This is a genomic window from Xanthomonas bonasiae, assembly GCF_017163705.1.
GTDB classification, from domain to species: domain Bacteria; phylum Pseudomonadota; class Gammaproteobacteria; order Xanthomonadales; family Xanthomonadaceae; genus Xanthomonas_A; species Xanthomonas_A bonasiae.
This window is the reverse complement of the sequence record NZ_JAFIWB010000001.1, coordinates 482,889-505,448: the sequence shown is the minus strand read 5'-3', so window position 1 is coordinate 505,448 and position 22,560 is coordinate 482,889. Positions and strand designations below refer to the sequence as shown.

Annotated in this window: 21 protein-coding genes; 11 read left to right on the top strand and 10 right to left on the bottom strand. The window is 70.4% G+C overall.

What is annotated here, in order from left to right; genetic code table 11:
• Positions 1-94 precede the first annotated feature (94 nt).
• On the bottom strand, positions 95-1,186 hold the full coding sequence (locus JR064_RS02070; protein WP_206228629.1) for a M35 family metalloendopeptidase: 1,092 nt from the start codon (positions 1,184-1,186) through the stop codon (positions 95-97).
• 281 nt (positions 1,187-1,467) lie between these two features.
• Between JR064_RS02070 and JR064_RS02065 the strand changes: the two genes are divergently transcribed.
• Positions 1,468-3,021: a GH39 family glycosyl hydrolase gene (locus JR064_RS02065; RefSeq protein ID WP_206228628.1), complete on the top strand. Its 1,554-nt coding sequence runs from the start codon at positions 1,468-1,470 to the stop codon at positions 3,019-3,021.
• A gap of 299 nt (positions 3,022-3,320) precedes the next feature.
• On the opposite strand, the gene JR064_RS02060 is transcribed toward JR064_RS02065, so the two are convergent.
• From JR064_RS02060 to tilS, 3 genes are read right to left on the bottom strand one after another with little or no spacing between them, the layout of a single operon-like run.
• On the bottom strand, positions 3,321-4,202 hold the full coding sequence (locus JR064_RS02060; protein ID WP_179563797.1) for a polyprenyl synthetase family protein: 882 nt from the start codon (positions 4,200-4,202) through the stop codon (positions 3,321-3,323).
• On the bottom strand, positions 4,192-4,455 hold the full coding sequence (locus JR064_RS02055; protein ID WP_038237299.1) for an exodeoxyribonuclease VII small subunit: 264 nt from the start codon (positions 4,453-4,455) through the stop codon (positions 4,192-4,194). Before JR064_RS02055 ends, JR064_RS02060 begins: the two co-directional genes overlap by 11 nt.
• A 31-nt stretch (positions 4,456-4,486) precedes the next feature.
• Positions 4,487-5,797: a tRNA lysidine(34) synthetase TilS gene (gene tilS, locus JR064_RS02050; RefSeq protein ID WP_338123852.1), complete on the bottom strand. Its 1,311-nt coding sequence runs from the start codon at positions 5,795-5,797 to the stop codon at positions 4,487-4,489.
• A 150-nt stretch (positions 5,798-5,947) separates the two neighbouring features.
• Between tilS and JR064_RS02045 the strand changes: the two genes are divergently transcribed.
• A complete protein-coding gene (locus JR064_RS02045) occupies positions 5,948-6,232 on the top strand; it encodes a hypothetical protein (protein WP_206228626.1) in 285 nt (94 codons plus the stop codon).
• A gap of 165 nt (positions 6,233-6,397) precedes the next feature.
• Here JR064_RS02045 and JR064_RS02040 read toward each other — a convergent pair whose 3' ends face one another.
• Together JR064_RS02040 and JR064_RS02035 are read right to left on the bottom strand one after the other, a co-directional pair.
• On the bottom strand, positions 6,398-6,937 hold the full coding sequence (locus JR064_RS02040) for a WG repeat-containing protein (protein WP_241092795.1): 540 nt from the start codon (positions 6,935-6,937) through the stop codon (positions 6,398-6,400).
• A gap of 23 nt (positions 6,938-6,960) precedes the next feature.
• Complete coding sequence (locus tag JR064_RS02035) at positions 6,961-8,670, bottom strand: alkaline phosphatase family protein (protein WP_206228625.1); 1,710 nt, start codon at positions 8,668-8,670, stop codon at positions 6,961-6,963.
• Positions 8,671-8,821: 151 nt separating this feature from the next.
• Between JR064_RS02035 and JR064_RS02030 the strand changes: the two genes are divergently transcribed.
• The 3 genes from JR064_RS02030 to JR064_RS02020 all read left to right on the top strand — a co-directional run bounded on the left by JR064_RS02030 (position 8,822) and on the right by JR064_RS02020 (position 11,661).
• Positions 8,822-10,162, top strand: a complete 1,341-nt coding sequence (locus tag JR064_RS02030) for a dicarboxylate/amino acid:cation symporter (RefSeq protein WP_206228624.1) — start codon at positions 8,822-8,824, stop codon at positions 10,160-10,162.
• 7 nt (positions 10,163-10,169) lie between these two features.
• Entirely contained in the window at positions 10,170-11,006 is an 837-nt protein-coding gene (locus JR064_RS02025; protein ID WP_206228623.1) for a methyltransferase domain-containing protein, read from the top strand.
• Positions 11,007-11,181: 175 nt separating this feature from the next.
• A complete protein-coding gene (locus tag JR064_RS02020) occupies positions 11,182-11,661 on the top strand; it encodes an acyl-CoA thioesterase (protein ID WP_009584133.1) in 480 nt (159 codons plus the stop codon).
• A gap of 28 nt (positions 11,662-11,689) precedes the next feature.
• Here JR064_RS02020 and JR064_RS02015 read toward each other — a convergent pair whose 3' ends face one another.
• The 3 genes from JR064_RS02015 to JR064_RS02005 all read right to left on the bottom strand — a co-directional run bounded on the left by JR064_RS02015 (position 11,690) and on the right by JR064_RS02005 (position 14,094).
• A complete protein-coding gene (locus JR064_RS02015) occupies positions 11,690-12,439 on the bottom strand; it encodes a nucleotidyltransferase domain-containing protein (protein ID WP_206228622.1) in 750 nt (249 codons plus the stop codon).
• A 246-nt stretch (positions 12,440-12,685) separates the two neighbouring features.
• Positions 12,686-13,507 carry an NlpC/P60 family protein gene (locus JR064_RS02010; RefSeq protein ID WP_206228621.1) on the bottom strand — a complete coding sequence of 274 codons (822 nt, stop codon included), beginning with the start codon at positions 13,505-13,507 and terminating at the stop codon, positions 12,686-12,688.
• 107 nt (positions 13,508-13,614) lie between these two features.
• Positions 13,615-14,094 carry a C40 family peptidase gene (locus tag JR064_RS02005; protein ID WP_406848108.1) on the bottom strand — a complete coding sequence of 160 codons (480 nt, stop codon included), beginning with the start codon at positions 14,092-14,094 and terminating at the stop codon, positions 13,615-13,617.
• A 176-nt stretch (positions 14,095-14,270) separates the two neighbouring features.
• Here JR064_RS02005 and JR064_RS02000 point away from each other — a divergent pair, with 176 nt between their 5' ends.
• The 6 genes from JR064_RS02000 (at position 14,271) to JR064_RS01975 (ending at position 19,975) form a co-directional block, all read left to right on the top strand.
• Positions 14,271-14,750, top strand: coding sequence for an FKBP-type peptidyl-prolyl cis-trans isomerase (locus tag JR064_RS02000; protein ID WP_179563805.1), 480 nt, complete (start codon positions 14,271-14,273; stop codon positions 14,748-14,750).
• Between the two features lie 156 nt (positions 14,751-14,906).
• Positions 14,907-16,184 (top strand): DUF418 domain-containing protein, encoded by a 1,278-nt coding sequence (locus JR064_RS01995; protein ID WP_206228620.1) that lies wholly within the window; start codon positions 14,907-14,909, stop codon positions 16,182-16,184.
• Between the two features lie 185 nt (positions 16,185-16,369).
• On the top strand, positions 16,370-17,728 hold the full coding sequence (gorA, locus tag JR064_RS01990) for a glutathione-disulfide reductase (protein WP_206228619.1): 1,359 nt from the start codon (positions 16,370-16,372) through the stop codon (positions 17,726-17,728).
• 252 nt (positions 17,729-17,980) lie between these two features.
• Positions 17,981-18,916, top strand: a complete 936-nt coding sequence (locus JR064_RS01985; RefSeq protein WP_206228618.1) for a DMT family transporter — start codon at positions 17,981-17,983, stop codon at positions 18,914-18,916.
• Positions 18,838-19,278 (top strand): MGMT family protein, encoded by a 441-nt coding sequence (locus JR064_RS01980; protein WP_425510266.1) that lies wholly within the window; start codon positions 18,838-18,840, stop codon positions 19,276-19,278. Before JR064_RS01985 ends, JR064_RS01980 begins: the two co-directional genes overlap by 79 nt.
• A gap of 40 nt (positions 19,279-19,318) precedes the next feature.
• Positions 19,319-19,975: a rhomboid family intramembrane serine protease gene (locus JR064_RS01975; RefSeq protein WP_206228616.1), complete on the top strand. Its 657-nt coding sequence runs from the start codon at positions 19,319-19,321 to the stop codon at positions 19,973-19,975.
• A gap of 400 nt (positions 19,976-20,375) precedes the next feature.
• Here JR064_RS01975 and JR064_RS01970 read toward each other — a convergent pair whose 3' ends face one another.
• Positions 20,376-22,385 carry a M13 family metallopeptidase gene (locus JR064_RS01970; protein WP_191824739.1) on the bottom strand — a complete coding sequence of 670 codons (2,010 nt, stop codon included), beginning with the start codon at positions 22,383-22,385 and terminating at the stop codon, positions 20,376-20,378.
• Between the last annotated feature and the right edge of the window lie 175 nt (positions 22,386-22,560).

The window sequence follows — 22,560 nt, the reverse complement described above, 5'->3', positions numbered from 1 at the left end:
GATGCGGCGGCCATCACCTGGTACTGCGCTTCGGCACCGGTGCCGGCATGGGCTGCCGGCACCGGTCGCGCGTGCGCTGCGTGCGGCGCCAGGCTCAGTTCTGCGCCGGGGTGTTCTCGGCGAAGTACTCGTGGCTGTCGGCGTTCTTCACCGCGCGCGCCGGGTTGCTGGTAGCCAGGTTACGCGCCGCGCTCTGGCCGTAGGCATAGTCCGAGGTGCCGGCGACCACGGTGAAGTGGCTCATCTCGTGGATCAGCGTGCCGGCCTTGGAGTCGGTGCCGGTCAGCGGCGCGCTCCAGAACGCGTTGCACACGTAGATCTGATACGGCTGGTTGGCGTAGACGTAGGCGTAGGAGCTGTCGCTGCAGCCGCAGTTGATGGTGACCTGGCCGTTGTTCTGGTCGATCGCCGCATCGATGTTGACGAAGTTGGAGGTGGCCGTGCTGTAGCGGCTGGCGTTGTACGCGCCGAACCAGGAGGTGTAGCGCGCGCCGGTGCTGCCGCCGTTGAGATAGGTCTTGGCGTTCTGCGAATAGGTGCGCGCCGAGTTCACCGCGCTGCCGATGGTGCTGATCTGGCTGCTGCTGCACGAGGCGTAGTTGATGCCGTTGACCACGGCCTGCGGACCGGCCATCAGCTCGTTGCGCACCGCGCGGCCGCGGCCGTCCAGCCACAACGTCAGCGGTGCGCTGGACACGGTCTGGGCCTGGCCGTCGGCGCGCTGCATCCGCTCGCCGTCGGCGAATGCGGCGTACTGCAGCGACGCGTTGAGGTGGATGGTGTAGTTGCCGCTGCGCGACAGGTCGTAGGCGTTGGCCAGGTCGATCTGCGCGTGCCGCGCTTCGCCCGGCTGCAGGGTCACGTAATCCTCGGCGCGCGGCGCGGCGCGCTTGACCAGTCGCCCGACGTAGTCGACCGTGCTGCCGTCGCGTGCGATCTCGAACAGGCTGGCATCGAGTTCGCCCAGCGGCAGCTCCCACCTGGGCACGCGCGCCACGCGCTCGCCGGTGTTGCGCACGGTGACCGCGACCTGGCCGCGGTAGTGGCCGTCCGCGTCGGCGACCGGCGCCAGTTCGACCTGCAGCGGCGTGGCGGTGCGCGACAGCTGCGATTGCGCAGTGGCCGCCGACATGAGGCCGACCAGGCTGAAGCCGATGGCTGCCGAGATCAGGGATACGTGTTTCATGCAGGCTCTCTCCGTCGAAAAGGGGGTGCCCGTGCGAGGGCGTATGCAAACTAGCCCGACGATCCGCGGGCAACCGGCGTTTGCGCGTTTGTCTGCGATTCCGTCCAGCGAACCGGGCGATCGGTCCCACAAACGACGTTCGCGCGCAGACGCGGCGCAGCGATTCGCTGCAGGACGCGCGTGTAGCGCCTCGCATCGCGTGTTCGCCCGTGCGCTTCCGGTTTGCCGGTGCGCATGCCGATGCTAGAGTCGGGCATTCGCGCCTTGGGAGAGGGGATGTCATGGGAGTGCTACGGCTGTTGCTGGCTGCTGCATTGGGTTCGCTGGCAGCGGTTGCCGCGGCGCAGCCTGCGGTCCGCGAGATCGCGCTGGACGTGCAGGGGCCGACTTCGCCGCGCGATCGCTTCTACGACCTGTCGGTGGGTTCGGACTATCCGGGCACGCTGCTGCGCGAGGACAGCCTGGCGCAGCTGCGCACGGCCCGCGACGAACTGGGCTTCCGCTATCTGCGTTTCCACGCGATCTTCCACGACGTGCTCGGCACCTACCGCGAGGTCGATGGGCGCCCGGTCTACGACTGGAGCAAGATCGACCAGCTCTACGACCGCATGCTCGGCATGGGCATCCGTCCCTTCGTCGAACTGGGCTTCACTCCCGAGGCGATGAAGACTTCCGACCAGCAGATCTTCTACTGGAAGGGCAACACCTCGCATCCGCAGCTGGACAAGTGGAGTGCGCTGGTGGACGCGTTCGTGCGCCATGCGCGCCAGCGTTACGGCGAGGAGGAAGTGCGCCGCTGGTACTTCGAGGTCTGGAACGAGCCGAACCTGGCCGGTTTCTGGGAAGGCGCCGACCAGACCGCGTACTTCGCGCTGTACGCCGCGACGGCGAAGACGATCAAGCGCATCGATCCGCAGCTCAAGGTCGGCGGACCGTCGACCGCGGGCGCGGCCTGGGTGCCGGAGTTCATCGCGCATGCGCATGCCGCCGGCACGCCGCTGGATTTCATCGCCACCCACACCTACGGCGTGGACGGCGGCTTCCTCGACGAGAAGGGCGAGAGCGACAACAAGCTGTCGCCATCGCCCGATGCGGTGACCGGCGACGTGCGCCGCGTGCGCGAGCAGATCCAGGCATCGGCGATGCCGGGGCTGCCGCTGTACTTCACCGAGTGGAGCGCCAGCTACAACCCGCGCGATCCGGTCCACGACGCCTACCTCAGCGCGGCCTACATCCTGAGCAAGCTCAAGGCAGTCGAGGGGCTGGCGCAGGGCATGAGCTACTGGACCTACAGCGACCTGTTCGAGGAACCGGGCCCGCCGACCGCGCCGTTCCAGGGCGGCTTCGGCCTGCTCAATCCGCAGGGCATCCGCAAGCCGGCGTACTTCGCCTACAAGTACCTCAATGCGCTGGGCGAGCGGCAGCTGCGCAATACGGATGCGCAGAGCTATGCGACCTACGACGGCGGCGTGCTGAAGCTGCTGGCCTGGGAGTTCGTCACCCCGCAGCAGGACAAGAGCAACCGCCCGTATTTCACCCAGGTGCTGCCGGCGGCCGCGACCGCGCCGCTGCGCTTGCAGCTGCGCGGATTGGCGCCGGGCACGTATGCGCTGGCGATCCGCCGCACCGGTTTCGACGCCAACGATGCGTACAGCGCCTATCTGCGCATGGGCTCGCCGAAGGCGCTGAGCGCGCAGCAGCTGCGGCAGCTGCAGGAGCGGACGACCGACACGCCGGAACTGCGCCGCGTGCGCGTCGGCAAGGACGGCAGCGCGCAGGTGGACGTGGCGATGCGCGCCAACGATGTGGTATTGGTCGAGTTGCGTCCGCGCTAGCTCGCGGGTTTTCGCGCCGATTGGCAGCGCGCGCCTGCAACCTGTAGGAGCGGCTTCAGCCGCGACCGGGTCGTTCCTGCCTGGGATAGCCCCGGTCGCGGCTGAAGCCGCTCCTACAACGTGCCAGCGCCCAGTCGTGCTGGAGGGCTACCGATGGAGTCCGTCGCGACTGAAGTCGCTCCCACGTGAACCTTCAGCCCGAAGGCACCGAGCCTATCCGATCCTGCCGCTGCCTCTGTCGCGGCTGAAGCCGCTCCTACAGGGGCTTACAGGGACTTACAGGGAGCGGCTGGATGGACTCAGTGCGAGCGATCCACCGCCAGCCGCGCCAGCGCCGCCAGCGTGTCGGCGCGGGCGCCGTGGCCATGCAGGCTGTCGCGCATCGTCGCCGCCAGTTCGGTGAGCTTGGCCTTGGCGCCGTCCATGCCGAGCAGCGCGGGATAGGTGGACTTGGCCTGTGCCGCGTCCTTGCCGGCGGTCTTGCCGAGCTGCTCGGAGCTGGCCTCGATGTCGAGGATGTCGTCGCGCACCTGGAACGCCAGGCCCAGCGCGCTGGCGAAGCTATCCAGTTGCGCGAGCGCGGCGGCATCGGCACCGCCGGCCAGCGCGCCCAGGCGCACGCTGGCGCGGATCAGCGCGCCGGTCTTCAATGCGTGCATGCGCTGCAGCTCGGCCAGCGGCTGCACCGTGCCGGTGGCGTCGATGTCCAGCGCCTGGCCGCCGCACATGCCGGCCGCGCCCGCGGCCTCGGCCAGGGTCTGCAGCCAGCGCACGCGCAATGCCGCATCGGCCGCGTCGGCACCGGCCAACAGCGCGAAGGCCAGGCTCTGCAACGCATCGCCGGCCAGGATCGCGGTGGCCTCGTCGAAGGCGATGTGCACGGTGGGACGGCCGCGGCGCAAGGCGTCGTCGTCCATCGCCGGCAGGTCGTCGTGGACCAGCGAATAGGCGTGGATCAGTTCCACCGCCAGCGCCGGCGCGTCCAGTCGGGTTTCGTCGGCGGCGAACAGCGCGCCAGTGGCGTAGACCAGCAGCGGACGCATGCGCTTGCCGCCGCCGAGGGTGGCGTGGCGCATCGCCGCGTGCAGGCGCTGCGGCGCGGCCGCGGCACTGGGCAGGTGCGCATCCAGGCCGGCTTCCACGCGCTGGCGCCAGCGCGCGAACGCGGCGTCAGCCGCCATGGAGCGGGGCGGGATCGAACGGCTCGGCGGTGTCCGGCTGCTCCGGATCGCTGAGCAGGCGCACGCGCAGTTCGGCCTGTTCCAACGCCTGCTGGCACTGCCGGTACAGGCCGACGCCGCGCTCGTAGGCGCTCAGCGACTGCTCCAGGCTCAGGTCGCCGGTTTCCATCTTCTCCACCAGCACTTCCAGTTCCTCGAGCGATTGCTCGAAGCGGGCGACCGGGGAGGCTTCTTCTAATGACTTCTTGGGCATCGTGGAAGTGTGCGCGGCGCCGGCGGCAGGGTCAATGCGAGGCGGGTGACGATGGCGTGGCGGCGCTGTCCAGTACCAGCCGCGCGTGCCGTGCCTGCAGCCAGGCGTGCAGCGGCGCGGCGACGATCCGGTCGCCGGCGGCGAGCAGGCGTTCGGCGTCGAACAGCAGCGGCAGGCGCGCGCGCTGCCAGGGCGGCACGGCGCGATCCTGCAGCAGCTGCTTGAGCGCCTGCGAGTGGACGCGCCCGGGCAACAGGATGCGTTCGCCGCCCTGGCGCAAGCGCACCAGCAGCGGGGCGTCGAACACCAGCGGGGTGTCGGCGAGCAGCCGCAGGCGGCGGCCGTCGGGCAGCGCCAGCGGTGCGCGGCCGTCCCACGGCGCCTGCCAGTCGGCGGGCAGCGGTGGCGGATCGCGTTCGGCGTACAGCGCCTCGCGCCAGCTGCGCAGCGTCGCGCCATGCCAGGCGAACTGCGCGGCGGCGTCGGCACGCGCGTGCAGCAGCGTGCGCTCGATCGCCAGCAGGCCGGCAGCCGGCAGCGGCGGCAGGCCGGCTTGCGCGATCCAGCGCCGCAGCACGCGCGCACGGCGCGGCGCCGGCAGTGCGCGCAGCTGCGGGAGCGACAGCGGCGCGGTGGCGTCGGCGCGCAGCGCCTCCAGCGCGGCCTGGTCGCCGTCGTCCAGCAGCGCGCCGGCCTCGCCGCACAGCTGCGCGCTGCGCGCCAGCGCGGCATCGGCATGCGGCCAGCGCTGGCGCAGCAGCGGCAACACCTGCAGGCGCAGGAAGTTGCGGTCGAAGCCGGGGTCGGCATTGCTCGGGTCTTCGACCCAGCGCAGCGCGTGCCGCTGCGCATAGGCCTGCAATGCGCTGCGCGGCAAGGCCAGCAACGGACGCCACAGCATGCCGTTGGCGAAGCTGCGCAGCGGCTGCATCGCCGCCAGTCCGTCCGGGCCGGACGCGCGCAACGCGCGCAGCAGAAATGTTTCGGCCTGGTCGTCGCGATGCTGCGCCAGCGCCAGCCACTCGCCTTCGCCCAGCACCTGGGCGAAGGCTGCGCGTCGCGCCTGTCGCGCCGCCGCCTCCAGACCGTGGCCGCTGTCGCGCGGGACCTGCACGCGCAATACCTGCAGCGGGATCGCCAGGGCGGCGCAGCAGGCGGTGCAGTGCTCGGCCCATGCATCGGCGTCGGCATGCAGGCCGTGGTGCACGTGCAGCGCGCGCAGCCCGGCGCGACGGTACTGCGGCTGTCGCGCCAGCGCGTGCAGCAGCACGCTGGAATCCAGCCCGCCGCTGAGCGCGACCAGGACCGCTGCCGGTGCCGGGTCGGGCAGGGCGGCGCTCACGGCGCAGGACGATGCGATATCCGAATGGGGCTTCATCGCGTCACTTTAGAGGCTGGCGGCGTGGCCGCGAAGCATGCTGCGGACGGTACGTCGCGGTCGCGCAGCGGATTGCGCTGGAGGCGGCGGCGAAGGGTGGCCTGGATCGCGACCATGCGCTTGTATCGCCGCCTGATCCGACCCGACCCGACCCGATCCGATCCGATCCGATCCGATCCGATCCGATCCGACCCGACCCGACCCGACCCGACCCGACCCGACCCGACCCGATCCGACGCGACGCGACGCGGCCGCGCTCGGCATGCGGCGTATCGCCGCGCTGTCGGTGTCGGTGTCGGCAGGAGCCTGCAGCCGATCCTGTCGAAGAAGGCAGCGGCAATCGGCAACCGGCTGCCGGTTGTCGAGCGCCTGGAGCAGGCGCTCGGTGCCGTGCCGTAGCGCCGCGTCCGCGCGCCGTGGCGGGTTGCGGTTCCTGTCCCGTTCGACGGTACGCGGCTGCCGCGCCGCAAGCTTCGCTCCGCGCCGGCGGCGCGGGCGCTGCAAAGGGGATAGGGGCGCAGTCCGCCGCCTGCTTTGTCGGTAGGCCGACGCGGTCGGATGCGCTCAGGGCTGCGGTTCGGGCACTTCGCGGTTGTTGCGGTCGATGGTGTACCAGCGCCCGCCCTCCATCGGCGTATGCCCGTCGCCATCGGGCGTGCCGCGGCGGCAGCCGTCGCAGACCCGGGCCACGCCGTTCTCGAACGGCCAGGCGAAGTCGTGGACCGGCGGGATCACTTCGCGCAGCTGACGGTCGTAGAAACCGATGCGGCCATGGAAGATGCCGCGGGTGAGGCCTTCGGCGAAATAGTCCGGGCCGCTGTCCCAGAGGATCACCGGCAGGCTGCTGCCATCGGCGCGCACGTAGTAGAACTGGTCGCCTACGGTCAGCACCGACAGGCCATCGGCGTCGAACTGCAAGCCTTGCGCTGTCCGCGGCGAAAGCCGCAGGCGGCCATCGGCCGCGACGCGGCAGCCGGGCACGATGGCGCGGTCGGAGTTCGGGTCGGCGATCCGGCACGCGCTGTCGGCCTGCGCCCAGGCGGCCGGCGCCGCCGCGAGCGCAGCCAGCGCGACCAGCGCCGCCGCCCGCCGCCTTGTCGTCATCGCGCGCCGCTGCCGCGCCAAACTCACTTTGCGGTGGCGCCGGCAGCCTCGGCCACGAACGCGTCCGGCTTCGGCAACTGCACCGGCACGCCGTCGCCGTTGCAGGTGCCGGCCTGGCACAGGCGCCCGCGCAGCTTCGGCGTGGCCTGCACGATCACGTGGTAGATCACGTTCTCTTCCAGGCTGCCGCGGAACGCGTCGCTGCCGGGGCCGCGCGCCCAAATGCCGACGTCGTCGCCGCCATGGGTCTCGGCCTTGGTCGGCACCAGTGCTTCCTGCATGAAGTCCGGCTGTTCGGTATCGACGTGGGTCAGGTCGGGGCGGCCCTTGACCGGTTCGAAGCTGCTCGGCGCGTGCGGGAACTGTTTGATGCCGGCCGGCTGCTGGTTGCTGGCGCCGGTGTAGCCGGGGCCGTTGGCGTAGCTGAGCGTGGCGTACGGCTGGCCGTTGCCGTCCAGCGCCAGCTCGCCGGTGTTGGCGTCTTCGCCGCTGGTGCCGCGCACCTTGCCCAGGATCGGGTTGCCGCGCTGCGGGTAGCCGACGAAGTTGAGCGTGTGCGAATGGTCGGCGGTGACGACGATCAGCGTGTCCTCGGCCGAGGTCGCCTCCGCCGCGGCCTGCACCGCCTGCGACAGGGCGATGGTCTCGTCCAGCGCGCGGTAGGCGTTGCCGGCGTGGTGGGCGTGGTCGATGCGGCCGCCTTCGACCATCAGCACGTAGCCGTCCTTGCCGCGCGACAGGGTGCGGATCGCGGCGCGGGTCATCTCGGCCAGGCTGGGGTCGCCGGCCGCGCTCTGGTCGCGGTCGTGGTCGAACTGCATGTGGTCCGGCTCGAACAGGCCCAGCAGCGCCGGCGCGTTCTGCGCCGCTTCCAGCTGTCCGCGGTTCCACACATAGGCACCCTGCGGGTGGCGCTGGCGCCATTCGCCGACCAGGTCGCGGCCGTCCAGGCGCAGGCCGACCTTGTCGTCGTATTCCGGGTCGCGCTGCTCGACCGTGGTGAACTGGCTGCGGCCGCCGGCCAGCATCACCTGCGGGCCGCGGCCGTAGCGCGCGCTCACCATCTGCTGGGCGATGTCGCGGCAGCCTTCGGCCACCGCCTTCTCGGGCAGGTCGGTGTCGCTTTCCCAGTTGCGTTCGGGGGTGTGCGCGTAGGTCGCCGCGGGGGTGGCGTGGGTCAGCCGGGTGGTGGTGACGATGCCGGTGTTCAGGCCGGCGCTGTCGGCCAGTTCCAGCCAGGTCAGCAACTGCTTGCCGAGGCTGTCGGCGCAGGCTTCGCGCTTGCCGGCGGACACGCCGATCGCGCCCATGTGGGTCTTCACCCCGGTGGTGATCGAGGTCATCGTGCCGGCCGAGTCCGGCGTCTGCGAGTCGGTGTTGTAGGTCTTGCTCAGCGCGGTGGCCGGGAACGCCTCCCACGACAGCTGGTTCTCCTCGCCGGAGGCGCCCTTGCGCTGGCCGTCGAGGATGCGCGCGGCGGCGACCGTGGTCAGGCTCATGCCGTCGCCGAGGAACAGGATCACGTTCTTGGCCTTGCCGCGCATCGCGCCGTTGTTGGCCGCCTTGGCCGCGCCGCTGCGGTACCACCAGTCCGGCGTCTCGCCGCCGGGATGAGCGACGGCGGGCACCTGGATCGGCGCGACGGCGGCGCTGGCCGGCGCGCGCGGGGCGCTGGCGCAGGCGGCCAGCAGCAGGGTGGAGGCGGCGGCGAAGGCGGGAACGAGGTAGCGCATACGAGGAACGGGCCCTGGGCACGAAGTCCTTCGCATTATGCCGGCTGCGACAAGGCACGCCGATGACATCGCGCCTTTCCAGCCATGGCGTCGTCGCCCGCGCCGGCTTGCGCTATGGTGCAGGACCCCCGAGATTTCCTGGATAGCATCGATGAAATTGGTGACCGCCTGGTTGCGCATTCCGTTCTGGCAGCGCGTGGTGGCCGGCTTCGTGCTCGGTGCGTTGGCCGGCTGGGCGCTCGGGCCGGCGGCGGATACCTGGTTCGGGCCGCTGGGCGATCTGTACGTGACCCTGATCAAGATGATCGCGGTGCCGCTGGTGTTCTTCGCGGTGATCAACGCGATCTCCTCGCTGCACGGCCAGCAATCGGTGGCCAGGCTCGGCGGGCGCACCTTCCTGTGGTTCGTCGTCACCGCCGCGCTGGCGGTCGGCGTCGGCCTGGCCGTGGGCACGCTGCTGCAGCCGGGCGCCGGCCACTTCGGCCTGAGCGTGGATGGCGCATGGAAGCCGCGCGACGTGCCCAGCCCGATCCAGGTGCTGCTGGACGTGGTGCCGTCCAATCCGTTCTATGCGCTGACCGGCATCGGTACCAGGACCAACGCCGCCGGCGAGACGGTGCTGGCGGCCGGGCGCGGCTCGATCCTGCCGGTGATCTTCTTCGCCGCGCTGCTGGGCTTTGCGATGGTCAAGCTGGGCGAGCGCGTGGCCGAGGCGCGCAAGCTCACCGGGCAGATGAGCGAGATCATGATCCAGGTCACCCGCTTCGTGCTGGAGATGACCCCGCTCGGCACCTTCGGCCTGATCGCCTCGCTGGTCGGCAGCTACGGCTTCGAGAAGCTGCTGCCGTTCGGCAACTTCGTGCTGGCGCTGTACCTGGCCTGCGCGATCCACATCCTGGTGGTGTACAGCGGCCTGCTGCTGGCGCACGGGCTGAACCCGTGGAAGTTCTTCCGCGGCGCCGCGCCTGGCATGCAGGTGGCCTTCGTCAGTTCCTCCAGCTTCGCCGCGATGCCGGTGGCGCTGCGCTCGATCACCCACAACCTCGGCGTCAACAAGGACTACGCCGCGTTCGCGGTGCCGCTGGGCGCCAGCATCAAGATGGATGGTTGCGGCGCGATCTTCCCGGCGCTGTGCGCGGTGTTCATCGCCCAATACACCGGGGTGCCGCTGACCGCCAACCAGTATTTCGTGGTGCTGATCGCCTCGGTGCTGGGCAGCTTCGGCACCGCCGGCGTGCCCGGTACCGCGGTGGTGATGGCCACGGTGGTGCTGAGCGCGGCCAACCTGCCGCTGGAGGTGATCGGCTACCTGTACGCGATCGACCGCGTGCTGGACATGATGCGCACCATGACCAACGTCACCGGGCAGATGCTGGTGCCGGTGCTGGTGGCCAAGGAAACCGGCCTGCTCGACCGCAGCGTGTACGAGGCGGCCTCGAGCAATGTCGGCCTGGAAGATCCGCCGGCCGACGGGTCCGGCCAGCTGCGTTGATTCCGCGGTGAGCACGTCCGCGACGCGCTTGCGCGAACAGTTGCTGCGTCTTCCCGGGCTGACGCCGATCGATGGGGTGCTGGTGCAGCAGGCGCTGGCCGCCGATCCCTTCGAGCGCCAGTACCTCGCGGTCCGGCAGCAGGAAGGCCGCGTCTACAGCGACGCGCAGGTACGCACGCTGCCGCATCCCGGCGGGGCGCTGGCCGCCAGCCACGAGTGGCGGGTGCGTGCCGAGTCGTGCCGGCGCCTGCTGCGTCACCTGCGTGCGCGCGGCGGCAGCGGGCCGTTGCTCGAACTGGGCTGCGGCAACGGCTGGCTGTCGCAGCGGCTGGCCGAGGGCCTGCAGCGCGAGGTCTGCGGCGTCGACGTCAACCGCACCGAGCTGGCGCAGGCCGCGCGCGTGTTCGCGGCCAGTGCGCATCTGAGCTTCGTCGCCGGCGACATCCACACGCTGCCGCTGCCGCCGCAGCGCTTCGATGCGGTCGTGCTGCCGGCCTGCATCCAGTATTTCGCCGACCCGCGCGCGCTGATCGCGCGCCTGCTCGGCCTGTTGCAGCACGACGGCGAACTGCACGTGATCGACAGTCCGTTCTACGCCGACGCCGCGCAGGCGCAGGCCAGCGCCGCGCGCAGCCTGCGCTACTTCAGCGGGCTGGGCTGCGCGGAACTGGCCGACCAGTATCACCAGCACACCTGGGCCGCGCTCGACGGCATCGCGCTGCGCGTGCTGTTCGATCCACGCAGCCTGCGTGCCCGTTGCCTGCGCGCGCTGCGCCGGCCGCAGCCGCACTTTCCGTGGCTGTGCATCCGCAAACGCGACAACCCGGCATTGGCGGCTGGCTAATTGCCGTCGCGATCGCGTGCGGGCGCCCCTGGCGAGGCAAGAGAGCACGGCATTGGCGGTTCCCGCGCGGCGCCGTTGCCAGCCCTGAACCGCTGATCCGCGCGATGCGGCGGCACGGCGCCTGCAGCATCGGTACGTGGCAGACTTCCGCTTCCTTCCTTTCCCTGGAGCCCCGATGAGCGGCACGCAACGCGAACTGACCTTCCGCTTCCTGGCCGAGCCGATCGACGTCAACTACGGCGGCAAGGTCCATGGCGGGGTGGTGATGAAGTGGATCGACCAGGTCGGCTACGCCGCCGCGGTGGGTTGGAGCGGACGTTACAGCGTGACCGTGGCGGTCGGCGGCATCCGGTTCGTCTCGCCGATCCGGATCAGCGACATGGTCACGGTCACCGCCAAGCTGGTCTACACCGGCAGTACCAGCATGCATTTCGCGATCGACGTGCGTGCGCGCGACCCGATGGGCGGCGACTCGCGGCTGTGCACTCACTGCATCATCGTGTTCGTGGCCCTGGACGGGGTGGAGGGCAAGCCGACCCCGGTGCCGTCGTGGCAGCCGGACACGCCGGAAGACCATCGCCTGTCCGAGTACGCGTTGAAGGTGATGGAGCTGAGCAAGGGCATCGAGGACACCATTTCCCACTACCAGGCCTGATATCGCGGCCAAGACGCCGCGCCGCGACTCAAGCGCGCCAGTCCGCAGGCGCGGTGCGGCAGTCGCCATCGAACAGGCGGCCGCCGTGCGCGACCAGTTCCCGTTGCGCCAGCGCGAGCACTGGCGCGCAGTCCGCGCTGGCGAACAGCGCGGCGAAGGCGTGCTCGAAGCGCTGGCCCAGCGCGGGATCGATCCGCGCGAGCAGGCGCGGCGCCCATTTGCCGCTGCCGGACCAGCGGCCGCGCCCGCGCAGCGCCAGTTCCGTCAGGAGCGGGTGCAACAGGGCGCCGATCGCGACGATCTCGGCGGCGCTGCGCTCTCCGCACAGGTCGTCGATCAGGTCGGTGATCTGGTAGCGCAGCGCGTCCACTTGCGCCGGCGACAGCGGCGGCGGCCCGGCCTGCAGGCGTGCGGCGATCTGGCCTTGCAGGGTGCGCGCGGGTTCGCTCGCGGTGCCGACGATGCAGCCCCCGGCGATCATGTGCAGCAGACTGGGGCGGCCGCGGGCCACGTCGTCATCGAGAAACCAGGTCAGCGTGCCCGGATCGTGGACGAAGGCTTCGACCGGCACGCCGTCGGCCAGGAACGATTCCCGCCGCGCCGCGGGCAACCGTTCGTAGACCACCACTAGATCGATATCGGACAGGTGGGTGCCTTCGCCGCGCAGGATCGAGCCGGCGGCGAAGCCGAAGGCCGCCCCGTCGTAGCGGCTGGACAGCAGCGCCTGCGCGATCGCCAGCGCTTGCGCGGGGGTGGGCAGAACGGGCGCGGCGGGCATCAGTGCGCCGCCTGCCGGCACCGCGGAGGGATGGAGGAACAACGGTGCCGGTGGACACGGCGCGGCGGCGCTGCGGGCGAGGGCGGTGGCGTCATTGTGGTCCCGGGGGCATGATCGAGCCGGGCCAGCGTAGCGTGCCGCCAGCAGGGCAGCCAGGCGCCAGGCGCCGGATGGCGAACGATCGCCACAACGAAAAAGGCCGCTGTCTCCAGCGGCCTTTCTTTTTTTGCCTGCGTGCTGCGCCGCTTACATCGCCACGCGCCGCGCCTGCACGAACTTCTCGCTCCAGTAGCCGCTGGTCAGCGTGTCCACGCGCACGTCCTTGCCGCGGCTAGGCGCGTGCAGGAAGCGGCCTTCGCCGACGTACAGGCCGACATGGTCGACCCGGCCCTTGCGGCCGAAGAACACCAGGTCGCCCGGCGCCAGCGCGTCGCGGTCCTTGATCAGTTCGGCATTGGCCTCGCGCGCCATCTCGCGCGACACGCGCGGCAGCTCGATGCCCAGCGCGGTCCGGAACACGTAGCCGACCAGGCCGCTGCAATCGAAGCCTTCGGTGTCTTCGCCGCCCCAGCGGTACGGGGTGCCGAGCAGCGCCATGGCGCGCTTGAGCACCGACTGCACCTTGTCGCCGCCCGGGACCACGCCCTCGCGCAGCGGCGCCTGGGACACGTCGTAGTTGGCCAGCAGGCGGCTGATGTCGCCGGCGAACATCGCCGAGCGGTCCATCAGCGGAATGGTGTCGTTGGCGGCCAGATGCGGGAGCAGGGCGGCCAGGGTGGCGGTGGCGGCGGCGTCGGCCTTGCTGCGTGCGGTGGCCGGGGCCTGCGCGGCGACCGGCTTGGCGGTCGCGGGCTGGGAGATCGTGGGAGTGGTGCTGGTGGCGCCGGCGGCGGTCACCTGCGCCGGTGCCACGGGGGCGATCGTTTCGGGGATCACGGTGTCGGCCGGAGCCGACTGGGCCAGGGCCGGAACGGCCGAGAGGCAGAGCGAGGCGGTGCAGATTAAGCGGAAGGCGGCCCGGCGGGGGACGGAGGTCTTGCCTGGAGAGGTCTTGGCTTCGGTCGTCACGCTTCGATCACAAATTCAAACGATGGGCGATGATGCCCTGTAGACAGCAAGACGAAGTTCAAATTGCGTTAATATTTCGTAATTATGAATGTGAGCGAAACCACAGTTCAGTGCAGGACGCGTTTGGCGCCGGTGTAGTGGTCGCGCCAATAGGTCCCGTCCAGATAGTCCAGGCGGACCGTTCCGCCGGTGCTGGGGGCGTGCACGAAGCGGCCCTCGCCGACATAGATGCCGACATGGCTGACCGTGCCGCCGCTGCCGAAAAACACCAGATCGCCGGTGCTCAGGCGTTGCGGATCGATCCGCGGGCCCTGCACCGCGGCCAGTTCGCGCGAGGTGCGCGGCAGCCGCAGGTCGAGCATGTCGCGGTAGACGTAGGCGACCAGGCCGCTGCAGTCGAAGCCGGAATCGGGGGTATTGCCGCCATAGCGGTAGGGCGTGCCGACCAGGCCCAGCGCGCGCATCAGCACCGCGTTGGCCGCGGCCGGGTCGGCCGGCGCCACCTGCGGCCAGCTGCGCACCGCCACCGGCGGCGGCGGGCGCGACGGGCGCACCTCGTGGCGGCCGCAGGCGGCCAGCACGGCCATGCACAGCAGGACCGCCCCACAGGGAAGACGGCGCCGCGTGGACGTTGCAACTGGCTTGTTCTGCATGGAGCCGGGATAATGCGCAACCTTAGATGGCCGCCATCATGGCGGCGCTCCCGTCGGCCGACAAGCCGTCCACACCGTCTGCCATCGGCAGCCACAGCGCAGAGTTGCACATGAAGATCGAAAAAGACCGCGTCGTCCGTTTCCACTACACCGTCTCCGAAGCCGGCCAGGCGCCGATCGAGACGTCCAAGGACCGCGATCCGCTGGTGATCCTGATCGGCCACGGCAACATCATCCCGGGCCTGGAGAACGCGATGCTGGACCAGGAAGCCGGCGCCAGCTTCGGCGTCGACGTGGCCGCCAAGGACGCTTACGGCGACTACCGCGAGGGCCTGACCCAGCGCGTGCCGAAGAAGCATTTCGGCGCGACCAAGCTGCAGCCGGGCAGCCAGGTGGTCCTGCAGACCAACTTCGGCCCGCGCGCGGTGACCGTGCAGAAGGTCGGCATGAGCGTGGTCGATGTCGACCTCAACCATCCGATGGCGGGCAAGGACCTGCATTTCGACGTGGAGATCCTCGAGGTGCGCGAAGCCAAGCCGGAAGAGATCGAGCACGGCCACGTGCACGGCGAGGGCGGTCACCACCATTGAGTGAGCGCGGTGCGGGTCCCGTTCGCGGGATCCGTTCCCGTCGTGCGGGTGCGCGCTGCGCCGCCGCTGCCTGATCGGCGCGGCCGCGCTCGCCGCTCGGCCACTTCCGCACTTCACGTACTTCGCGATGCGCCTTGGCGCATGCGCGCCGCGGCGATGGATAATCGCCGGTCTTTCGTCCGGTGCCACGCCTTGGCTTCCTCCGCTCCCGTGCTGCAGCCCGTCGCGCCCGCCGAACGCATCGTCACCCTGGACGTGCTGCGCGGTTTCGCGCTGCTCGGCATCCTGCTGATGAACATCGAGGGCTTCGTCGGTCCGCTGGATACGGCGATGACCGGGCTGGATCCGCTGTTGCGCGGTGCCGACCGCGTCGCCGATGCGGCGGTCTACCTGCTGGTGCAGGGCAAGTTCTACACCTTGTTCTCGCTGTTGTTCGGCATGGGCTTTGCGGTGATGGCGCAGCGTGCCGAGGCGGCGCGGCGCGAGTTCGGCGGCTTCTTCGTGCGCCGCAGCGCGGTGCTGCTGCTGATCGGCGTGCTGCATGCGGTGCTGCTGTGGTCCGGCGACATCCTGGTCAGCTATGCGCTGCTGGCGTTCATGCTGCTGGCCTTTCGCGAGGCGCCGACGCGCTGGCTGCCGTGGATGGCGCTGGCGGTCTATCTGTGCTCGCCGCTGCTGTCGCTGCTGACCGGCGCGGTCGGCTCGGCGGCGCAGGCCGATCCGCACGGCGCCGTGCAGTGGGGGCAGATCATGGCCGAGCAGGCGCAGCGCGCGGCGGCGGCGCTGGAACAGCAGCGCCAGGTGTTCGGCCACGGCAGCTACGCGCAGGCGACCGCGCAGCGCCTGCGCGACCTGATCGATGCGCTGGGTACGCTGGTGTTCAATGCGCCGACCATCTTCGGCATGTTCCTGCTCGGCGCATGGTGCGTGCGCAGCGGCCTGGCGCAGCAGCCGCAGCGGCGTCCGCGGCTGCTGGCGGCGTTGCGCTGGGGCGTGCTGCCGGCGGGCATGGCGCTGATGCTGCTGAGCTTCCGGCTGGAACCGTGGATGGATCCGGCGCGCCTGGACCTGCGCCTGGCCAGCGCGTTCGCCTTGGCCACCGTGGCCAGCGGGATGATGGCGCTGGGCTATGCGGCCTGGTTGCTGCGCTTCGCCCCGGCGCTGCGCTGGCTGGCACCGGCCGGGCGCATGGCGCTGAGCAACTACCTGCTGCAGTCGCTGCTGTGCACCACGCTGTTCTATGGCTATGGCCTGGGCTATTTCGAGCGCCTGCCACGCATCTGGCAGATCCCGTTCGCGTTCGCGCTGTTCGCGCTGCAGGTGGTGGCGTCGCAGCTGTGGCTGCGCCATTTCCGCTTCGGTCCGGCGGAATGGCTGTGGCGTTCGGCAAGCTATCTGCGTTGGCAACCGATGCGCCGTCATGGCACTGCCTGAAACGCGACTGCCCATGACGATGCGCCGATTCCGTGTATGCCGCGGCATCCTCACGCGTGGCTCGCCACCGCGCGTGGCATGCTCGGAATCAGCATGAGCCACACGACAGGACAACCGATGGCCGACCAGAGAGGCGGGCAGTCGCCCGCGATCGACCCCACGCCGTACCGCGGGGAGCGTGTGCAGTGACCGATGCCGTCTACGACTACGACCTGCTGGTGCTCGGCGGCGGTTCCGGCGGCCTGGCCACCGCGTTCCGCGCCGCCGGCCTCGGCGCGCGCGTGGCGATTCTGGAGTCGGGCGCGCTCGGCGGCACCTGCGTCAACATCGGGTGCGTGCCGAAGAAGGCGATGTGGCTGGCCGCCGACCTGGTCGGGCGCATCGACCTGGCCCGCGCCATCGGTTTTTCCATCCCCAGTTCCACCTTGTCGTGGCCGGAACTGGTGGCGCATCGCCAGGGCTATATCGGCAACATCCACGGCAGCTACCGGCGGCGCCTGGATGCCGACGGCGTGGTGCTGATTCCGCAGCGCGGCCGGCTGCTGGACGCGCATACGGTGGAATGCGGCGACGGCGTGCGGGTCAGCGCCGGCCACGTGGTGATCGCCACCGGCGCGCATGCGCTGCGGCCGCCGATCGAGGGCGCCGAGCTGGGCCTGGTGTCGGACGATTTCTTCAATCTGTGCGAGGCGCCGCCGCGCGTGGCCATCGTCGGCGGCGGCTATATCGCGGTGGAGCTGGCCGGCCTGCTGCAGGCGCTGGGCAGCCGCGTCGATCTGTTCGTGCAGGGCGAGCGCCTGCTGGAGCGTTTCGATGCGGAACTGGCGCGGCAGCTCGGCGAGAACCTGCGCCATCAGGGCGTGCGCCTGCATTTCGGCTATCGCGCCACGGCCCTGCGCCGCGGCGAGCAGGGCCTGCACCTGCACGACGGCGACGGGCAGCCGAGCGAGCCCGTGGACCAGGTGTTCTTCGCGATCGGGCGGCGTCCGAACAGTAAGGACATCGGCCTGGAAGCGCTGGGCGTGCGCATCGGCGACAAGTGCGAGATCGTGGTCGACGATTACCAGAACACCGACGTGCCGGGGCTGTACGCGATCGGCGACGTGGCCGGCAAGGTCGGCCTGACCCCGGTGGCGATCGCGGCCGGACGCAAGCTGATGGATCGCCTGTTCGGCGACCAGCCGCAGGCGCGGCTGGACTACGACAACGTGCCCAGTGTGGTGTTCTCGCATCCGCCGCTGGGCCAGGTCGGCCTGGGCGAGGAGCAGGCGCGGGCACGCTACGGCGACGCGGTGACGGTGTATCGCAGCAATTTCCGGCCGATGCTGCATGCGCTGGCCGACGCGCCGCAGCGCAGCCTGTTCAAGCTGGTCTGCGCCGGCGAGGACGAACGGGTGGTCGGTTTCCATCTGCTCGGCGACGGCGCCGACGAGATCCTGCAGGGTTTCGCGGTGGCGCTGAAGCTGGGCGTGACCAAGCGCCAGCTGGAAGACACGGTGGCGATCCATCCGACCTCGGCCGAGGAAGTGGTGCTGATGCGCTGAGGCGCGCGCCGTCGCGGTGCTGCTGCATGTGGTGGCGCCGAAACCAGGGAGGGCGCGGGCAAGGCGACGTTCGAGCGGTGCGGTCATCCGCCTTAGTGCAGTGCGTTGCGGCGCCGGCGTTATGCACGCTGGTTGCGGGTGGTTCGCGCCGATGCGCTCCGCTCTGCCGCATCGTAGCGCTGCTGCAGCGGGCAGCGGCCGTAGAATGGGCGGCATGCACGATGTTCGTTTCCGCTTCGGCGCCGGTCCGCGATGAGCGCCTCCGAGCGCTCGACCGCCGCTCCGCTGGCGACGGCGCATGCCGACCTGGGCGGCGTACTGCTGGCCGCCGGCGGCGCGATCGCGTTTTCCGGCAAGGCGATCATCGTCAAGCTCGGCTATCGCTACGGGGTGGACGCGGTGACCCTGCTGGCGCTGCGCATGCTGGTGGCCTTGCCGTGTTTCGCGGCGATGGCGTTGTGGGCCGCGCGCCGGGCACCGCCGCTGCAGCGCGGCGACCGCTGGCGCATCGGCGCGCTCGGCGTGCTCGGCTACTACCTGGCCAGCTACCTGGATTTCCTCGGCCTGGCCTACATCACCGCGACGCTCGAGCGGCTGATCCTGTATCTGACCCCGACCCTGGTGTTGCTGATCGGCGTGCTCGCGTTCCGCCGCCGGCCGCAACGCCGTCAGCTGTGGGCGCTGGCGCTGAGCTATCTCGGCGTGCTGCTCGCCTTCGGCCACGACCTGCAGGTCGGCGGCGCGCGCACCGCCTGGGGCAGCCTGCTGGTGTTCGGCAGCGCGCTGGCCTATGCGCTGTACCTGGTCGGCAGCGGGCAGATGGTGGCGCGGATCGGCGCGGTGCGGCTGACCGCCTACGCCAGTCTGGTCGCCTGCGTGCTGTGCATCGCCCAGTTCCTGCTGCTGCGACCGCTGCAGGCCTTGCTGCTGCCCACGCCGGTGTACGCGCTGTCGCTGCTCAACGGCACCTTGTGCACGGCGGTGCCGGTGCTGGCGACGATGCTGGCGGTGCGGCGGATCGGCTCGGGCCTGGCGTCGCAGATCGGCATGCTCGGCCCGGTCTCGACCATCGTGCTCAGCGTGCTGTTGCTGGGCGAGGCGATGGGACCGTGGCAGATCGCCGGCACGCTGCTGGTGCTGGGCGGGGTGCTGACGGTGTCGCGGCCGGCACGGACGGTGCCGGCATGAGCGGGCAGGGTTCCACGTCGGCTGCCGACGCCTCGGCGGCGGCCCAGGCACGGATCCTGGCGACGATCCGCGCGATCCCGTCCGGCCAGGTGCGCGGCTATGGCGAGGTGGCGATGCTGGCCGGCTTGCCCGGCCGCGCGCGCCTGGTTGCGCGGGTGCTCGGCGGCAACACCGATCCGGCGCTGCCCTGGCACCGGGTGCTGCGCAGCGACGGGCGCATCGCCTTCCCGGAAGGCTCGCGCGGCTTTCGCGAACAGTGCCAGCGGCTGCGCGCCGAAGGCGTGGCGGTGCAGGGCGGACGGGTGAAGCGTGCCCCAACGCCGGCGCGCGACCTCGACGCGGCGTTATGGGGGCCGCAATAGCGAGCGGCTATGATGGTCGGCAGTTGCCACGGACACGACCATGTTTCCCAGACTTCCGCCTGTTACCCAAGCCCTGCTGATCGGCAATGTGGTGGTGTTCCTGCTGCAGCTGCTGCTGGGCGACGACACCTTCGCGCCGTTCATGCTGTGGCCGCTCACCGACTTCGATGCGTTCTCGCCGGGGCAGAACTTCCAGATCTGGCAGCTATTGACCTATGGCTTCCTGCACGGCAACTTCCCGCACCTGCTGTTCAACATGCTGGCGCTGTACATGTTCGGCGGGCCGCTGGAGCAGACCTGGGGCAACAAGCGTTTCCTGACCTATTACCTGGTATGCGTGGCCGGCGCCGGCCTGTGCCAGCTGCTGGTGGGCTGGTGGACGGTGAGCAACGGCGGCGATCCGTACCGGACCCTGGGCGCGTCCGGCGGCGTCTTCGGCCTGCTGTTGGCGTTCGGCATGCTGTTCCCGAACCAGCGGGTGATGCTGCTGTTCCCGCCGATCCCGATGAAGGCGCGGACCTTCGTGATCGTGTTCGGCGCGCTGGAGCTGATCATGGGCTTCACCGGCTGGCAGCCGGGCGTGGCGCATTTCGCGCACCTGGGCGGCATGCTGTTCGGCTGGCTGCTGATCCGCTACTGGCGCGGCCAGCCGCCGTTCGGCAAGCGCAAGCCGCCGCGGCCGCGGATCGTGCGCTGAGGGACGTCGGCCCGCAGCGACGAGCGCCGCTGTGGTGAGTTGGTCCGGCGTGCGCCGCGAACGCTCCTGAGCGGCGATCCGACATGGCCGCATGCAACGCGGCCACTGTCCACTTCGGCGGCGATGTTTTGCGACGCGCTCTTGGCGCATTTCGGGGGTGGGTGCATGCGCACCGCCGCAACCGACCGAGCGTGCGTTCGAGCGCATCGGGCACGTATCGTCGCAGCTGGAATGGCTTTGCGAGACGCCATCGGCTGATGGCGCGGCGCGCTGGCTGCGTCGCGCCGGCGGCCGTTGCCAAACGCCGAGACGTTGGCGGGTTGTGCCGATCGCCATCCCCACAACGCACGACGGCGCGGTTGCCCGCGCCGTCGTGCATGCACTGCCTGGCGAATTGCGGTTACGGCCAGACGCGGATCTGCTCGGCGTCGCTGCGCACCATCGGCTGGCCGGCCTTGCAGGTGAAGGCGGCGGCGAAGGACGGCAGGTTGGCCAGCGGGCCGTTGGCGCGCCAGCGGCCCGGCGCGTGCACGTCGGCGGTGACGCGTTGCACTGCCTCGTTCGGCGACAGCTGCTGCGCCCACAGGCCGGCCCAGGCCTTGTAGAACGCCTGCTTGCCGGTGTCGCCGGCGGCCGGCTGGGCGGCGGCATACGCCTGCCAGGCCAGTTCGACGCTGCCGATGTCGGTCAGGTCCTGTTCCTGGGTCAGCTGGCCGTTGACCTTGGCGCCCTTCACGCCGGGGAAGTCGTAGGCGCCGTACTGCGCGGCGGCGCGCGCGCTCAGTGCGGTCCACGCGCTCTTGTCTTCCGGGGTCCACCAGCTGCGCAGTTCGCCCTTGGCGTCGACCTGGCTGCCCTTGCTGTCGATCGCGCCGATCAGTTCGTGCGCGACCAGCGCGCCGTAGCCGCCGTACAACGCGGCGGCATCGCCACCGGCGACGAACACCGGCGGCTGCAGCACCGCGGCGGTGACGATCAGGCGGTTCTGGGCGAGGTCGTAGGTCAGCGCCGGCTGCTGCGGCAGCACGTCCCAGCGGCGGTCGGCGTTGCCCTTGCCGATGCGCTTCATTTCCTCGCGGTGGCGCCAGGTGGAGGCGATCAGCATGTTGCCGCCGAAGCTGCCGCGGCCCATCGGCTGCACGCTGTAGTCCAGGTCGCGGCGCGGCGCGCCGACTTCGATCTTCAGCGCGGCCAGCTTGGCCTGCGCTTCGGCGCGCGCCGACTCGCTGAGCCAGGTGTTGCGCTTGATCGCGGCGATCTCGGTGTCGCGCACCTGGTCGGCGATGCTCTCGGCCTGGCGGCGGGTGTCGGCGTTGAGGTAGCGGCCGACGTACTCGCGGCCCAGCATCGGGCCGGCGGCGACGTTGATCGCGTCCAGCACCTGCGACCAGCGCTGCGGCGGCAGGGTCTGGCCTTCCAGCACGCGGCCGCGGAACTCGAAGCTGGCGTCGCGGAAGCTCTTGGACAGGTACGGCGCCATCGCGTCGCCGACGCGCCAGCGCAGGTAGGCCTTCCATTGATCGGGCTTGATGCTGACGATCATGCCGTCGAGCTGCTTGAACATGTCCGGATCGGCCATCGACACCAGGTCGTCGTTGACGCCCTGCGCCTTCAGGAACGCGTCCAGCTGCAGGTTGCGGTACTGCTTGTTCAACTCCTTGGTGGAGATCGGCGCGTAGTTGTTGAACGGGTTGTTGATGCCGGCCAGCGACTTGGCGCTGCGCGCCAGCGCGGTCTCGATCTGCAGCACCGACTGGGTGTCGGCCTCGAGCTTGGCCGCCGGGGTGCCGGTCAGGGTCAGGATCTGCTTGACGTAGGCGCGGTAGCGGCCCATCAGCGCCACGGTGTCGGCGTCGGTGCGGGTGTAGAAGGCCGGGTCGGGCAGGCCCATGCCGCCCTGCATGAAGTAGCCGATGTGGCGGTCCAGCGCCTTCAGGTCGACGTCGGCGCCGAAGTTGAACGCCACCGGGATGCCGATCTGGTGCAGCGCGGCGATCGAGGCCGGGACCTCCTTGGCCTTCTTGATCGCGTCGATGCGGCTGAGCAGCGGTGCGATCGGGTTGGAACCGTCCTTCTCCACCGCCGCTTCGTCCAGGCCGCTGGCCCAGAAATCGCCCAGCGCCTTCTGCACGTCGTTCTGCGGCGACTGCATCGACGCGTCGAGCAGGTCGCGCTGCTGTTGCTGCGCGCGCGCGGACAGCTGGCCCAGGGCGGTGACCGCGCCGGTCTGCGGCAGCGGGTTGCTCTTCAGCCAGTCGGCGTTGGCGTAGTCGTAGAAATCGGTGCAGGCGGCGCTGACGACGGGCGCCTTGGCGGCGGCGCGCTTCTTCTTGGGCGCGGCATCGGCGGTGGACGCCAGGGCGATCAGGCCGAGGGCGACAGCGAGGGCAAGCGGACGGGCATTGAGCATCGGGAGCGAATCCGGTCAGGATTAAAGTCGGCGGAGTTTAACAAGCTGCGGCCCGCAGCTGTGTCCATGCTGCGGCGCGGCTTTGCCTAACCGGTTCAGATGGATGTGCGTGTGGGTACAGGGCCGTCGTGCGGGTGTCGCCGGCGCGCTGTCGCACACGCATCCAGGCGTGCGG

Coding starts and splice junctions, on each gene's coding strand:
- JR064_RS02070 (WP_206228629.1), bottom strand. CDS start 1,186: ATGAAACACGTATCCCTGATCTCGGCAGCCATCGGCTTCAGCCTGGTC.
- JR064_RS02065 (WP_206228628.1), top strand. CDS start 1,468: ATGGGAGTGCTACGGCTGTTGCTGGCTGCTGCATTGGGTTCGCTGGCA.
- JR064_RS02060 (WP_179563797.1), bottom strand. CDS start 4,202: ATGGCGGCTGACGCCGCGTTCGCGCGCTGGCGCCAGCGCGTGGAAGCC.
- JR064_RS02055 (WP_038237299.1), bottom strand. CDS start 4,455: ATGCCCAAGAAGTCATTAGAAGAAGCCTCCCCGGTCGCCCGCTTCGAG.
- JR064_RS02045 (WP_206228626.1), top strand. CDS start 5,948: ATGCGCTTGTATCGCCGCCTGATCCGACCCGACCCGACCCGATCCGAT.
- JR064_RS02040 (WP_241092795.1), bottom strand. CDS start 6,937: ATGACGACAAGGCGGCGGGCGGCGGCGCTGGTCGCGCTGGCTGCGCTC.
- JR064_RS02035 (WP_206228625.1), bottom strand. CDS start 8,670: ATGCGCTACCTCGTTCCCGCCTTCGCCGCCGCCTCCACCCTGCTGCTG.
- JR064_RS02030 (WP_206228624.1), top strand. CDS start 8,822: ATGAAATTGGTGACCGCCTGGTTGCGCATTCCGTTCTGGCAGCGCGTG.
- JR064_RS02020 (WP_009584133.1), top strand. CDS start 11,182: ATGAGCGGCACGCAACGCGAACTGACCTTCCGCTTCCTGGCCGAGCCG.
- JR064_RS02015 (WP_206228622.1), bottom strand. CDS start 12,439: ATGCCCGCCGCGCCCGTTCTGCCCACCCCCGCGCAAGCGCTGGCGATC.
- JR064_RS02005 (WP_406848108.1), bottom strand. CDS start 14,094: ATGGCCGTGCTGGCCGCCTGCGGCCGCCACGAGGTGCGCCCGTCGCGC.
- JR064_RS02000 (WP_179563805.1), top strand. CDS start 14,271: ATGAAGATCGAAAAAGACCGCGTCGTCCGTTTCCACTACACCGTCTCC.
- JR064_RS01995 (WP_206228620.1), top strand. CDS start 14,907: ATGGATAATCGCCGGTCTTTCGTCCGGTGCCACGCCTTGGCTTCCTCC.
- JR064_RS01985 (WP_206228618.1), top strand. CDS start 17,981: ATGAGCGCCTCCGAGCGCTCGACCGCCGCTCCGCTGGCGACGGCGCAT.
- JR064_RS01975 (WP_206228616.1), top strand. CDS start 19,319: ATGTTTCCCAGACTTCCGCCTGTTACCCAAGCCCTGCTGATCGGCAAT.
- JR064_RS01970 (WP_191824739.1), bottom strand. CDS start 22,385: ATGCTCAATGCCCGTCCGCTTGCCCTCGCTGTCGCCCTCGGCCTGATC.